Here is a 13,632-nt window from a genome sequence, read left to right as displayed (position 1 = left end):
GGTAAATAATATTTCTCGCCAAGACGGAAAGACGCCAAGTGATAGATAATAATATAGTATTTTGCATGAGGCTTAAATTTTTTGAGAAAATGCTTGTGGAATCCACACTGAACGCACTAATCCATACACAGATTCGCAAGATTAACTCAGACAAAAAACTTAGCTGCTCAGTGCCTTAGCGAGAGCTGAAAGCTGAGAATTTTTTCCTACCACTTAATATGGGAAAAAACGTCTTTGACTAAGCCACCGATACGGCGAAATTCAGCGGTGAACTGACTCGTAATGGGCATGCGGCCACCCTCGAGGCTCACTTGATAATCTCGTGCACCGAGAATAAGTGTGCCGAGGCAATTGGACCACAAGTCGATTTCATCTCTCATATCAGGCAAGATATGCTGAGGCTCATAATGTGGCTTACTTAGATGTAAACTCATCACCTCTGGAACCAAACGTTCGATAACTTTGAGACGAGCTCCGCCACCCGTCATCAAGACGGCGCTCACCGCACTATTCTTCTTTGCATGACAGATATCGTGCCAAACGAGTTCGAGCATCTCGCGAAGTCGAGCAATGACCACAGTTTCTACGGATTGCAGAGAAACGCGACGGGGTTCCGTTCCTGGCAGGCCTTTAAGTTCAATCATACCATCTTCACCTTCGGGTAAAGAGCCATAGACTTCTATATAAGCCTTGAGAAGTTTTTCAGATTCTTTGGAATGTAAATCAAAGCATTCCCCCAAATCCATGCAGATATGATCTAAACCAATCGGCAGAGTATTGAGATACTGCTCATTGCCTTTGTACACCGAGTAATCTAAAGTTCCGTAACCCAAGTTTAGGCAGAGTGTGCCGCGATCGGGATCAAGAGTATTTTGAAACGCATGGGGCAAGACACGACTGCTTGGTAAGAGACGCATAATTTCGCGACCAAGATTTTCCTTAATCAAACGACGCACACCACCCACATAATTTTGGTCGGCACTCACGAGCACTCCATCACACGAAAGGGCGACGGCAACCTGATCGGTTGGATTGAGAACTTCTTTTTGATTATCAATAAAATATTTACAGACATCAACGCAGAGTAATTCGCGATTGACCGGGATTTTATGATCGCTTAAGAGATGCTGAAGTTCGCGCATTGCTTCGGCGGTCACCACGCCTTCCGCATCGGAAATATAAACATTGGCATTCGCTAAATCCGTATGTAGACCACTACCAGAAATACTTACATAAACGTGATCGGCAGTCGCACCATGAGCGAGTTCTTCGGCGTGCTGCAGGGCCAAGAGCAATTGCTCGCCCACAACTTGTACAACCTGGATATCACCATTTTTAATTTTGAGTGAGGGCCGCCTCGCACACGCGAGTAAACGTGGTTCCCCATCAATCACTTCGGCCAAAATGACGCGTATATTCATGGAGCCCAAATCGAGGGCACAAATCACAGGCGTTTTCGGGGATGGCATTGGGGAAGCTTTCTCACTAATAGTTTAGGTCTGCTTCATTGTAACTTTCGAGACTTATTTAATCAATTCAGTGCTTCGAAAAAGATCGAGGAAAATCGCTTTATCCTGAAACTATTTTTTGTAGCTCATCGCGAAATTGCGGAGGGCCAAAAAAATAAAGCCCGGCAAAGGTGAGGACAAATAAAACAAAGATCATCATGATAAAGCCCGCAGGGACTTTTTTACGCTCGTTCTTAGTCACTGGACGCTGAATCGTTTTATCCACTTTCTCTGCAACTTTACTCTTTTTTGTCGGCGCCTTAGCCTTATCCTTAGTTAAGGAAGATAAAATCTTTTTGATATTGCTGGGAGCTTGAGGTAATTTTTTGAGTTCTCTGAGCAGAGCCTGACAATCTTTGGGGCGCTCATCTGGATCAACAGCAAGCATACTGTTGAGTAAGGAAGTTAACTGATCGTCATCAAGCCCTGGCACTTTGCGGACTTTTTTCTTGAGACGGCTCTCCATCACATGGACGTATTCCGCCTTGTTTCCCAAGCCATGAGGATCGCGCTTGGTGAGCAGGCGATAAAAGATAACTCCAAGAGAAAAGATATCGGCACGGTGATCTAAATTCTTCTTCGCTTCGAGTTGTTCGGGCGCCATGTAGAGCAAAGTTCCCATCGCCGTTCCCGTACGAGTCATGTTATTAGAGAGTTCACGCGTAATGCCGTAATCCATAATTTTAAGATCACCAGACTGACTCAAAATAATATTTTCGGGTTTTAAATCGCGGTGAATAAGCCCCTTGCTGTGAAAACTATTCAAAGCATTGGCTAAACTTGCGACCACCGCAATGGCTTGAGGGACTTCGAGCAGGCGGTGCTCTAAGGTCTTGCCCTCAACGAGTTGCATGAGGATACACCAAGAGTTATCCACTTTCTCCAGTGAATGCATATTGACGAAATTATTGAATCTCGCCATTTTCTTACCAATGGCAAATTCTTGTTTAAAGCGCTCAACAATTTTGCGCTCACGATTAAGATGAGCATGGAGGACTTTAAGTGCAGCGTGTTGGCCATTGCTATCTTCAACTCGATAGACAGTGGCCATACCACCGGAGCCCAAAGGGCGTCCGACGATTTTATAGGGACCTATTTGACGTTGAGCAGCTGCCACGTCTTAGTGAAAGTGCTGTCCGTAGAAAAGGTTCACTGCATCCGCAACAATCGGCGAATTATAGCGATTTTCTTTGCCAAACTTATCATCAAAGAATGGAACAAACTTCTCGAGGAAGAGCTGACGGATTTCTGTCATTGTCTCAGAATTGTATTCACGTGCTAAAAACTTCGGGTGACAAATAACAAAAAGCTGATGTGGAATATTGTGACGGAAAGCTGGCCCATCGACAATGAACTCAGATAAGGCACGGAAGAGTGCTTCAATGGCTTCTTGACGATCGTGACCACGACCCACTAATTTAGCAAACATCGGGTCAAAACTCGTAAGAGTATTGCCGCTATTAACGTAGCCATAGTGACGCATGCGATCCGTACGTTTTGGAGGTAAGTAACGTTCAATCGTTTTACCGCCCATGGGACCATAAGATTCACTATAGGGATCAAGATTTGTGATACGTGCCTCAATTGAATGACCGCGGAATTCGATGTCTTCCTGCTTGAGAGTAATGGGTGCACCAAATGCGTAGAGAATTTGCGATCTTAGCAAATCAACACCAGTGGCAAGATTTGATACGGGGTGCTCCACCTGAATACGTGTATTCATCTCAAGGAAGTAAAGGTTTTGAGACTCTTCGTCGTAGATACATTCAAGAGTAGAAACTGAATCGAGGCCACAAAGCTCAGAGAGTTTAGGTGCTGCTTGGATCATTTTCTCTAACTCTTTTGCCGCGACAGGATCCGTATCCATTAGACTTTCTGGTGCAAGGAATTCTTCGATTTCTTTTTGCGAAGAACGCATCAGAGTACATTCGCGACCATAAAAAGTGAGGTCTTTGAAAAGTTGAATTTCGTAGTGACGAGAAACTTCAATATTGAGTTCCATCACAAAGTGTGAAGGCCAACCGAGTGCGTAAGAAACATTCTGTACTTCTTCAAATTTTGCTGGCAAATCATCTGCACCTTGGAAAACGATCTGACCACGGCCACCACCGCCTGCAACGGCTTTAAGACGGAAACGACGATCGGCGAGTTCAGGATTATCAGCAATAATTTGTTGGTGAGCTTTTTGAGCATCTTCAATAGTGTGAATATCACCAGCGCCTGGAACAACCTGGAGACCGGATTTCATCGCTAAATCACGTGCATTATCTTTTGGGCCCATCATCGACATGGTGAATTCACCAGGACCAATGAAGATGTAACCCTCGTCGACGACAGCTTTAGCGAACTCAGGCTCTTCCGAGAGCATACCATAACCTGGGTGGATACCAATTTTGAAACCATCTTTACCGAAAAGATCTTCACCAATTTTGCGAACAATACCACAAGCCGTGAGCAGTGTAGGAATATCCATGTAAGGAGTTTTTGCGCGACCCGCAGCCACTTGTTCTGGAGAGAAGGTATCTGGACCAATGCAAATGTGGTACTCAGATTGCTCAACGTAAGGATACTGCCCATCACCCGCAGTGTGAAGCGTTGCCGTAAGCACGTGGGGGTTCATGATTTCTTTGGCTGCGCGCAGCGTATCTGCGGCAATTTCACCTCGGTTACACGAAATAACAAAGCAAGGTTTATCTTCGGGAATATGGCCCGTAATGCGAATGGATTCACCGTGAACGGTATCAGCGTGATAGCTCATATATATAGAGTTCCTGTTAGACTTTAATAATTTTTTGATAATAAAGCTGATGTCGCCATTTATTCCACATCGGAAGCTCTAAAAATAGAAAAAGGCCGGCTGAAAAGCCGACCTTTTTAACACTTTTTAAAGTGTGGTAGAAATTCTTATGCGAGGTAGTCGCGAACTTCTGCCGTTAGAGCATCTGTCGTGTAGCCGAAGTGCTCTGCAACTGTTCCACCAGGACCACATTCACCAAAGCGATCAAGGCAGTGACTTGCACCTTGAAGACCGATGTAGCGGTACCAGCTGATAGAAGAACCGTAATCAATCGCAAAACGACTGCTTACTGCGCCTGGAAGTACGCTTTCTTTGTACTCTGCACTCTGCTCTTCGAAAAGAGTAGAAGAAGGCATAGAGACAACGCGAACTGATTTACCTTCAGCTTCGAGGTTCTTAGCTGCAGCAACGGCAAGTTCAACTTCTGAACCAGAAGCCATGAGGATGAGATCAATAGAATCACCACTTTCAGCTTTAGCCACGTAAGCGCCTTTAGCCACGTCGTTGTCAACTGTCTCAGCGAGTGTCGTGAGGTTTTGACGAGACATAAGAAGTGCCGTAGGACCATCAGTCTTTCTGATTGCCACTTCCCAAGCTGCTTTAACTTCGTTGGCATCAGCAGGACGGAGAACCGTAAGACCAGGAATACATTCGAGAGCGGCTTTGTGCTCAACAGGCTGGTGAGTTGGACCATCTTCACCAACGAAGAAAGAATCGTGTGTGAATACGTAGATCGCAGGAGTCTTCATCAATGCAGCAAGACGGATAGTCGGACGCATGTAGTCAGAGAATACGAGGAAAGTTGAGCAGTAAACGCGCATGCCACCGAAGTTGATCATACCGTTAACAATACCACCCATACCATGCTCACGAACACCGAAGTGAAGGTTGCGGCCATCAAACTTACCAGTGTTGATGTCACCCTCAGCATCGAGGCGAGTTAAGTTTGAGCAGTCGAGGTCAGCTGATCCACCGAGGAGGAAAGGCACTTGCTCTGCAAGAGAGTTGAGGACTGCGTGTGAAGATTTACGTGAAGCTACTTTTTCGCCAACAGGGAACTCAGGGAAAGAGAATTCTGCAGGGAGTTCGTGGTTTTGGTAAACGTCCCACTCTTTACGGAGTTCAGGATTCGCTTGTGACCAAGCTGCAAACTCAGCTTCCCAAGCTTTTTGAGCTTCAGCACCTGCTGCAGCAGTTTCTGCGCAGAAAGCTTTGACTGAATCGCTGACATCAAAAGCTTCGCCGCCGAGAAGAGTTTCACGGAAAGCCGTTACTTCTTCTGCACCGAGTGGAGCGCCGTGTACTTTGTGAGTACCCGCTTTAGTAGGTGAACCTTTACCAATGATCGTTGTCGCAATGATGATAACTGGCTTGTCAGATTTTTTCGCGAGAGTTAATGCAGAATCAACGGCATCAAGATCGTTACCATTACATTCGATCACTTCCCAACCATAAGCACGGAAACGCATGCCCACATCTTCAGTGAAAGCAAGATCAGTAGATCCTTCAATCGTGATGCTGTTTGAATCGTAAATAAGAACGAGATTATCGAGACCAAGGTGACCCGCAGTTGATGCAGCTTCAGACGCCACACCTTCCATTAAGCAACCATCACCACATACAGTGTAAATATTTGAGTCAACCACTGTGTGTTCTGCTGTATTGAATTTTTCGCCTTGGATTTTCGCTGCAAGAGCCATACCCACTGCGTTAGAGATACCAGCACCGAGTGGGCCAGTAGTTGTCTCTACTCCATCTGTATGACCAAACTCTGGGTGACCAGGAGTTTTTGCGCCGAGCTGACGGAAATTTTTGAGATCATCAGTACTTACATCGTAACCGAAGAGGTGCAGAAGTGAGTAGATGAACATTGAACCGTGACCTGCTGACAAAACGAAACGGTCGCGATTGAACCAGTTTGAATCTGCAGGATTGTGTTTTAAGTGTTTGCTCCAAAGTATGCTACCGATGTCAGAACATCCCATTGGCATACCCGGGTGACCGGAATTAGCAGCTTGTACACCTTCTGCACTTAGTACAGCGATGTGATCAGAAAGCTCTTGCAATTTTTCTTGGCTCATTTCAAATGATTCCCGTGTTATAATTTATGTTAAAGTTTTTTACACGCTTATATATTGCGTTTAGCCCATAAATTTCAAGCACTTCTGAAAACTTTAAGACAAAGTTTAAAATTCCTATGATGATAAGTTCATATTTTATCAAAAACTTGACGGAAAAATACAAACATTTGCCTAATATGCTCGCTGAGCAACATAGCCTATAATAAGACCCTAAGGTCTCATGCTATTCTTCGACCATTCCTTCACAATTAAAGGTATTTTTCATCTCGTCTAATTGTTAATTGATGTTGCATGCCGAACCCTAAGAGTTAAGTTTAGCAAACAATTTTGAGTAACTTATGAGTGTAAAGGTAAAAAATGTCTCCAAGGCTTTTGGGGATATGGCGATTATCAATGATGTGAATTTCGAGATTGCTAGCGAGCAAATCGTGGCGATCATTGGCCCCTCGGGCTGTGGCAAATCCACCCTCTTGCGTTTGTTGGCTGATTTAGAGACGCTGGATTCTGGTTCCGTTGATATCGACGATAACCTTGGTGCATCACGTAGCTTCGTGTTTCAAGACCCCCTACTGCTCGATTGGCGACGCCTGGAAGATAACATTCTTTTACCTCTCGAGATCACTCCCTTGGCAAGTCATAACCAAGAAGAACGCCTCGCCAATGTCCTCAAGCTCACAAAACTTAGCGAACATCGCAAAAAATTCCCTCATGAACTCTCAGGAGGCATGCGCATGCGCGCCTCGCTTGCAAGAGCCCTCATCACTCAACCTCAGCTCATCTTTCTCGATGAACCCTTTGGTGCTTTGGATGAAATGACGCGCGAAAGCCTCAATTTAGAGATTCAAGAGATCCACCACAAAAGTCCTTCCACCATCATCCTCGTCACTCACAATTTAAATGAAGCAGTATTTATGAGCGATAAAGTCTTAGTTATGAATCAAAAGGGGCAGATCTCCAAAGAAATTAGCATTGAGAAAAGCCACCCGAGGACCAGTGATTTTTTCCAAGAAGCTGAATTTCATCAAAAGCTCAATGAGCTCCGTTCGGCTCTGCAAGGTTGTGAATCATGAAGAAATTCGCTCCCTTAAGTTTTTTCATTCTCTTGCTTCTAACTTGGGAAGCAGTGATTCACCTTTTCAGTATCAATCCCTTCATCTTACCCTTTCCAATTACCATCGTAAAAACCTGTATTGAGTATAAAAGCGAACTCCTCAAAGCAAGCCTCAATAGCGGCTTGATCGCCATTTGCGGTTTTTTACTTTCGCTAATTGGGGGTTCACTCATTTCTTTTTGCATGTCTCAGTCAAAACTTATCGAAAATAGTCTTTACCCCTACGCCATTTTTCTGCAATCTGTCCCCATCGTGGCGATTGCCCCGATTTTCATCCTGTGGTTTGGTGCTGGCACCCAATCGATGATCCTGATTGCTTTCATTGTCTCACTTTTTCCAATTATCACCACCGTGACGACTGGCTTAACTCGTATTGATACTCAACTTCTTTCTTTGATGAAATTCTACAAAGCCCGCAAATGGGATATCATGATAAAAATCCGTATCCCTTCTGCCATTCCTAATTTAGTGACGGGTGCCAAGACTTCGGCAGGCTTAGCCGTGGTCGGTTCCATTGTCGGTGAATACTTCACTGGGCTCAGTGGCGAATCTCGTGGCTTAGCTTATTTGATCCAAAGCAATCAACAAAACGCCAACTACCCCTACCTCTTCGCTAGCAGTTTTTGTGCCGCTTTTTTAGGCTGGTTAATTTTTATTGCTGTCTCTAGCCTCGGAAACTTTATTCTTAAACGCGCTCATTTCGATAGGAAATCCACATGAAAAAACTCGTATTCATCCTCGCTTCATTACTGCTCTTCTCTTGCCAAGAAGAAAAGCCCGCTGAAACTGGTCAAGCAAAAATCAAACTTAAACTCAACTGGTTTCCCGAAGCCGAGCACGGCGGCTACTTTCACGGCGTGCAATCGGGAATTTATAAACAAGCTGGACTCGATGTAGAAATTGTCAGTGGTGGCCCTGGGAATCCCGTAGAAACTGAAGTGGCCATCGGACGGTTTGAGTTCGGCATTGCCAATGCCGATAAAATTTTAGCTGTCAGAGAAAATGGTTTGAAAGTTGTCGGCTTACTCGCTCCCTATCAAACTTCACCTCGCTGCCTTATTGCTCATCAGAATGAGCCCCTCGAAACCTTTGCGGACATCGCAAAAGCCAACCGCCTTATCGTCAACGATACTAAACCTTTTTATAAATACCTCGTACATAAACATCCAGAAATTAAAAAAAATCAAACAGTCGCTTATAGCCAAGCACTCTTCCTCGGCGACTTTCAAAGTATTATGCAGGGTTACATCAATAGCGAACCGCTCATCATCCGCGACAAAGGCTTTGACATTAAAACGCTTTCATTAGCTGACTTAGGCTACAACCCCTACGCCTCCGTACTCATCTGTCGTGAAGAACTTATTAATACGAACCCGGAATTGGTGAAGGCCATGGTCCAAGCCACGCAAAAAGCTTGGATCGCCTACCTCAAGAACCCTAGCTCAGCTAATAAAGTTATCATCGAAAAAAATCCAGAACTGGGCACGACACTTCAGCGCAGTGCCGAATTACTTCCCGGAATGATGAGTGCGGACCCCTTTGGTCAAATGACTCCCGAACGTTGGAATACCCTTGCCAAGCAATTACATGAATGCGGTGTACTCAAAGCAATCCCAACAGATCTTCATAAAGTTTACAACACAAGTTTCCTGAGCGATCAATAAATCCTTAGACTTTAGACCTAGCACCTTTTAACTTCGTCTAAGTTCACGAATAGTGAACTTGGCGGGATGGAGGTGACGTCGAAAATCATTTGGAAAAAAGCTGTGCCCATGAATAATTTCTTCCACTAACATTCTAGCGCAGAGCGGCGCCGTAGTGAAACCTCGGGAGCCAAAGCCACTCGCTACAAAGAGCCCTGGCATATACTCCGCTTCTGGCAAACGTGATGCGGCATGCGTACGCTTATTACCGCCATAAGTCTCTCGAAAATATTCTAAGTCCGGCATCGGCCCTACGACCGGTAAATAATCTTTGGATTTACAACGAAACGCCGTCCTTCCTTCTGTGAGTTCGAGCTCCCCCTCTAAATCGGGAAGTAAATCTTTGAGTGCTTTTGCGAGTTCCGCAAAATCATTTGCACGTAAATTCGGGTCTTCATCATCTTCTTGATAAGTCGCCCCCAAGAGAAAGTCCTCACCATCTCTGAGCAAATATTTCTCTCCATACATATTGGGTAGATCCGTAAAAGCCGATAATTCCTCCCCCTTAATATGGGCGACTTGGCCTCGAAGGCTGGAAAGATTGAGGATTGATTCGCCATAAATTTTTTCTATTAAAGCTCTCGTCTTTGTACCTGCAGCAATAATGAGCGTATCGGTGGATAAGTTCTGCCCATCGGCGAGCTCAACTTGCCAAACTTCACCTTCTCTTTGTATATCGACCACATCTGCTTGAATAAGCTGTGCTTGCGAATCACGCAAAAAAGCCTCACAAACTTCTACTGGATTGATGACCGCTGACTGCTGCATATAAAGGGCTTGCTTGGCAAAGGGAAATTTTTCCTCTCCATGTACATAAGCACTTCCATGACGCTTTTCGGCATTCTCGTAAAGCTGGCTATTTTCGCACTTGTCATCCAATTCGTAAACGTGAGGCTCTGATTCAATTCCAAGATCTTGTAAAAGCCTTAAGCTATATTCCGCGCCACATACCGTGAGCATTTCCTGATGATTGCCATGCTGAGTAAAAAGTGGCATAATCATGCCTCGACGATTCCCCGAAGCCCCCTGAGCCACTTGGCTAGAAAGATCGAGAATTTGACTGGCAATCCCCTTTTTTGAAAACTCTCTCGCTAAGCTTGTACCCGCAATTCCCGCACCAATAATCAAGGGTTCCAGTTGGGGTACCTGCTGCTTAAGTACATACCAAGGCAGCTCCAATTTGGCGAAGCGTCGCGTTCCGGGCTCAAACTTCCCGTTCAAACGATGACGCTTACCAGCGAAACCAGGGACTTTCTCCATGGCAAAACCTGCTTGCATGAGTCCTCGGCGCACAAAACCCGCCGCCGTAAAAGTCGCCAGTGTGGTTCCCTCTCGAGAATGATTTGCCAAGAGTCGAAAGACATCATCGTTCCACATTTCGGGATTGCCCGAAGGGGCAAAACCATCTAAGAACCAAGCATCCGCTCGGAGAGAGCACTCAGAGAAAGTTTCTTTCACATCACCAAACATGAGTAAGAGCTGAACTTGCCCTTCTTCAAAGTCAATGAGATGAAATCCTTGCTTGGCTTTTGGCAAGCGTTCTAAAAGAGTTTTGGCGAGCTCAGCAAGTTCATCATAAGGCCCCAAGGCCTGACGCTGAAGTTCTTGCTCGAGAGGATAAAGTTCACAAGTAAAAAAAATGAGTCGGCAAGTCTGCGAAGATTTTCTCCACGTATCCCAAGCCGCCAAGAAATTGAGTCCTGTACCAAAGCCCGTCTCGCCAATTACGAGCTGATTTTCTTGCTCGAGACGTCCCGCAATGCGATTGCCTTGTACGAAGATCTCGCGACTTTCCTCTAAACCACAACCCTCCATGAAATAGGTATCTTCAAACTTTTTAGAATAGAGAGTACCATCTTCAGTAAAGCTCCACGAGTTTTCATCAGTGCTCATTTATTATCCTTCAATTAACCAATCTCACGAATCTATGCCCTTTGAGCCTTTTTTCCTCTCGAAATTAATTACTAAGTTTCTTCAAAATTTTACAGCGTCGTGCTTGAGGCTTAACAATACAAAGATAAATTCGAATCATGGATAAAAAAATATACACAGAAAACAAATATATTTGGTTATTATCGAGTTTAGCCATCTTCCTCTTATTGACCCCATTTAAAGCGGCGGATATACCTGGATGTGAATTTTTATCTAGTGTAGCTTTCTCATGTATTCTTGGCACTGCCATTTATACTTGTAGAAAAGACAAACACTACTTACTGATTTCGCTTGTCCTCAGTTTCCCAGCAGTCATATCTTATTGGGCACACTCTAACCATGTTTATTATTCTCCTGAAATTCTTCTTATATCTGGATCTCTATTTTATACCTTTTATATTTTTATAATAACTCGTGAAATATTTAAATTTGAAAGCTCAATTTATAACAAACTTGCTGCAAGTTTATGTAATTATTTAATGATTGGAATTACATTCACATACCTCTACACTTTGATTGAGCTCAAAAACCCGAATTCCTTTCTATTTCCAGAAACAATCTCATCACTACCTGTCAATCGTGAACAAGGCCTTCCAAACATGTTCGACCTTTTGTACCATAGCTTTGTTACACTTTCGACCTTGGGATATGGTGACATCCAGCCTCGTAGCAACCTAAGTAGGATGCTTTGTATAACCGAGGCACTTATAGGACAAATCTATCTAGTTGTTATTGTAGCGGGGATTGTGAGCTCCGCTAAAGACAATGAGTTACACCCCAAGGCGCATCAGTAATGAGCGCAATCATTTGGATTGGAATTGCCTTTTTATTTGGCACCATTGCCAAACTCATTCGACTGCCCCCACTCATTGGCTATTTATCAGCCGGATTTTTACTCCCCACAATTGGTCAGCTAACAACAGAACTCGACTTATCAACTAATGGCATTGATGATCGCGAAGCTCTCAATCAATTCGCTGATCTGGGTGTCACGCTATTACTGTTCACTATTGGCCTAAAACTCAAAGTCAAAAACTTACTCCGCGTACCCATTTGGGGCACTGGCTTTGGCCATATGGCAATCATTACGATTGCCATGTCTGGACTACTCTTTCTTCTTTCATCGACTGGCTGGGGCCCTTTTAGTGGTCTCGACTTCAAAGCGATTGCACTCATCGGTTTTGCCTTAAGTTTTTCTAGTACAGTTTTTGTGGTCAAAGTTCTCGAAGAAAAAGCGGCCATGAACTCATTTTACGGAACTCTCGCCATTGGGATTTTGATCATACAAGATATTGCTGCCGTTATCTACCTGGCTGCATCAACAGGTAAAATCCCTTCCCCTTGGGCTCTCGCACTGCTCATTGGACTCTACCCTCTTCATCGTCTCATGAAGAAGTTTCTCAATTTCATTCATAAGGGTGAATTACTGTTATTGTTCGGCCTCTTTATTGCTCTGGGCGGTGCCATCCTCTTTGAATCTTTTGGTATAAAAGGAGATCTCGGAGCACTGCTTTTGGGTATTATGCTTTCCAAACATAAGTATGCTACCAACCTCGCAAAAGAATTATTCAACTTCAAGGATCTCTTCCTCGTTGGTTTTTTTCTCAGCATTGGCTTAAGTGGTCTCCCCGATTCCGACATTATTTTGACCGCCATTCTTATCTCCTTAATCCTCCCGCTCAAAGCTCTACTTTTCTTCCTTTTTCTCACGAAGTTTCGAGTCACGAGTCGCACCGCTATTCTCTCCTCCGCCATCCTTTTCAATTATTCTGAGTTTGGTTTGATTGTTGCTAAGGTGGGGGTCGATACTCAAGTACTGAGCCCCAAGTGGCTCACGATTATTGCCCTCGCTCTCGCCATCAGTTTCCTTTATGCTTCGCCCCTCTCTGCTAACACGCAAAAATTGATTGAGTTTTTTATTGATAAAGCCAAACGTTTTGAGTCAAAACACCGTCTCCCAGAAGAAATCAATATTGATCCCGGCGATGTCAATATCATCATTATCGGCATGGGTCGCTTGGGAACGGGTGCTTACGATGAATTCCTTCATCAAGATGTCGATAAGATTGTAGGTTTTGATAACGACCCCTCGGTCGTGAAACGCCATTTAAATGAAGGCCGCCACTCCATACTCGCCAACTCTGTAGACCCCGATTTTTGGCACCGTTTTTGTGTCAATCATCCTTCTATTCAAATGGTCTTGCTCAGTATGCCCGAAACTTCAAACAACCTCTTTGCTGCTCAACAATTACGCGCCAATAAATTTGAAGGTAAAGTTTTTGCCACTGTTAAATACAAAGAGGACGAAGCCACTCTCAAAGAAAATGGTGTCGATTATATTTTTAACTTTTATATTTCTGCCGGCGCTGGCTTTGCCATCGAATCCCTCACCGCCTTACCTAAAAAAGAGGGCTCCATGGAATTATGTGCAGAAAACATCGTTTAATTCACTCAGGATAGTGCAAGTCATCTTAAGTTTTTCATCAATTATCAATTAGTT

At 44.3% G+C, this 13,632-nt stretch carries 10 protein-coding genes; 5 read left to right on the top strand and 5 right to left on the bottom strand.

Annotation, left to right across the window (positions count from 1 at the left end; genetic code table 11):
- Window positions 1–206 precede the first annotated feature (206 nt).
- The 4 genes from LNTAR_RS09145 to tkt form a co-directional block, all read right to left on the bottom strand.
- On the bottom strand, window positions 207–1,469 hold the full coding sequence (locus LNTAR_RS09145; protein ID WP_007278400.1) for a cell division FtsA domain-containing protein: 1,263 nt from the start codon (window positions 1,467–1,469) through the stop codon (window positions 207–209).
- A gap of 100 nt (window positions 1,470–1,569) precedes the next feature.
- A complete protein-coding gene (locus tag LNTAR_RS09140; protein ID WP_007278399.1) occupies window positions 1,570–2,625 on the bottom strand; it encodes a serine/threonine protein kinase in 1,056 nt (351 codons plus the stop codon).
- 3 nt (window positions 2,626–2,628) lie between these two features.
- Complete coding sequence (locus LNTAR_RS09135; protein ID WP_007278398.1) at window positions 2,629–4,266, bottom strand: ATP-binding protein; 1,638 nt, start codon at window positions 4,264–4,266, stop codon at window positions 2,629–2,631.
- Between the two features lie 146 nt (window positions 4,267–4,412).
- Window positions 4,413–6,386: a transketolase gene (tkt, locus tag LNTAR_RS09130; RefSeq protein WP_007278397.1), complete on the bottom strand. Its 1,974-nt coding sequence runs from the start codon at window positions 6,384–6,386 to the stop codon at window positions 4,413–4,415.
- A gap of 338 nt (window positions 6,387–6,724) precedes the next feature.
- Between tkt and LNTAR_RS09125 the strand changes: the two genes are divergently transcribed.
- From LNTAR_RS09125 to LNTAR_RS09115, 3 genes are read left to right on the top strand one after another with little or no spacing between them, the layout of a single operon-like run.
- The gene (locus LNTAR_RS09125) at window positions 6,725–7,456 is read left to right on the top strand and encodes an ABC transporter ATP-binding protein (protein ID WP_007278396.1); all 732 of its coding nucleotides are present in this window, start codon (window positions 6,725–6,727) and stop codon (window positions 7,454–7,456) included.
- On the top strand, window positions 7,453–8,217 hold the full coding sequence (locus LNTAR_RS09120; RefSeq protein ID WP_007278395.1) for an ABC transporter permease: 765 nt from the start codon (window positions 7,453–7,455) through the stop codon (window positions 8,215–8,217). The genes LNTAR_RS09125 and LNTAR_RS09120 overlap by 4 nt, the downstream gene beginning before the upstream one ends.
- Window positions 8,214–9,161 (top strand): ABC transporter substrate-binding protein, encoded by a 948-nt coding sequence (locus tag LNTAR_RS09115; RefSeq protein WP_007278394.1) that lies wholly within the window; start codon window positions 8,214–8,216, stop codon window positions 9,159–9,161. The genes LNTAR_RS09120 and LNTAR_RS09115 overlap by 4 nt, the downstream gene beginning before the upstream one ends.
- Window positions 9,162–9,188: 27 nt before the next feature.
- Here LNTAR_RS09115 and mnmC1 read toward each other — a convergent pair whose 3' ends face one another.
- Window positions 9,189–11,093, bottom strand: coding sequence for an FAD-dependent 5-carboxymethylaminomethyl-2-thiouridine(34) oxidoreductase MnmC1 (gene mnmC1, locus LNTAR_RS09110; protein ID WP_007278393.1), 1,905 nt, complete (start codon window positions 11,091–11,093; stop codon window positions 9,189–9,191).
- A 137-nt stretch (window positions 11,094–11,230) separates the two neighbouring features.
- Between mnmC1 and LNTAR_RS25470 the strand changes: the two genes are divergently transcribed.
- Both LNTAR_RS25470 and LNTAR_RS09100 read left to right on the top strand, forming a co-directional pair.
- Entirely contained in the window at window positions 11,231–11,926 is a 696-nt protein-coding gene (locus tag LNTAR_RS25470) for a potassium channel family protein (RefSeq protein ID WP_007278392.1), read from the top strand.
- Entirely contained in the window at window positions 11,926–13,578 is a 1,653-nt protein-coding gene (locus LNTAR_RS09100; protein ID WP_007278391.1) for a cation:proton antiporter family protein, read from the top strand. The genes LNTAR_RS25470 and LNTAR_RS09100 overlap by 1 nt, the downstream gene beginning before the upstream one ends.
- Window positions 13,579–13,632: the final 54 nt, after the last annotated feature.

The organism is Lentisphaera araneosa HTCC2155 (assembly GCF_000170755.1).
Lineage (GTDB): Bacteria > Verrucomicrobiota > Lentisphaeria > Lentisphaerales > Lentisphaeraceae > Lentisphaera > Lentisphaera araneosa.
Note: the sequence above shows the minus strand (reverse complement) of the source record. Positions and strands in the feature narration are given on the sequence as shown.

Excerpts from the sequence above, each read along its gene's own strand:
- LNTAR_RS09145 (WP_007278400.1), bottom strand. The coding sequence starts at position 1,469 with ATGCCATCCCCGAAAACGCCTGTGATTTGTGCCCTCGATTTGGGCTCC.
- LNTAR_RS09135 (WP_007278398.1), bottom strand. The coding sequence starts at position 4,266 with ATGAGCTATCACGCTGATACCGTTCACGGTGAATCCATTCGCATTACG.
- tkt (WP_007278397.1), bottom strand. The coding sequence starts at position 6,386 with ATGAGCCAAGAAAAATTGCAAGAGCTTTCTGATCACATCGCTGTACTA.
- LNTAR_RS09125 (WP_007278396.1), top strand. The coding sequence starts at position 6,725 with ATGAGTGTAAAGGTAAAAAATGTCTCCAAGGCTTTTGGGGATATGGCG.
- LNTAR_RS09120 (WP_007278395.1), top strand. The coding sequence starts at position 7,453 with ATGAAGAAATTCGCTCCCTTAAGTTTTTTCATTCTCTTGCTTCTAACT.
- LNTAR_RS09115 (WP_007278394.1), top strand. The coding sequence starts at position 8,214 with ATGAAAAAACTCGTATTCATCCTCGCTTCATTACTGCTCTTCTCTTGC.
- mnmC1 (WP_007278393.1), bottom strand. The coding sequence starts at position 11,093 with ATGAGCACTGATGAAAACTCGTGGAGCTTTACTGAAGATGGTACTCTC.
- LNTAR_RS25470 (WP_007278392.1), top strand. The coding sequence starts at position 11,231 with ATGGATAAAAAAATATACACAGAAAACAAATATATTTGGTTATTATCG.
- LNTAR_RS09100 (WP_007278391.1), top strand. The coding sequence starts at position 11,926 with ATGAGCGCAATCATTTGGATTGGAATTGCCTTTTTATTTGGCACCATT.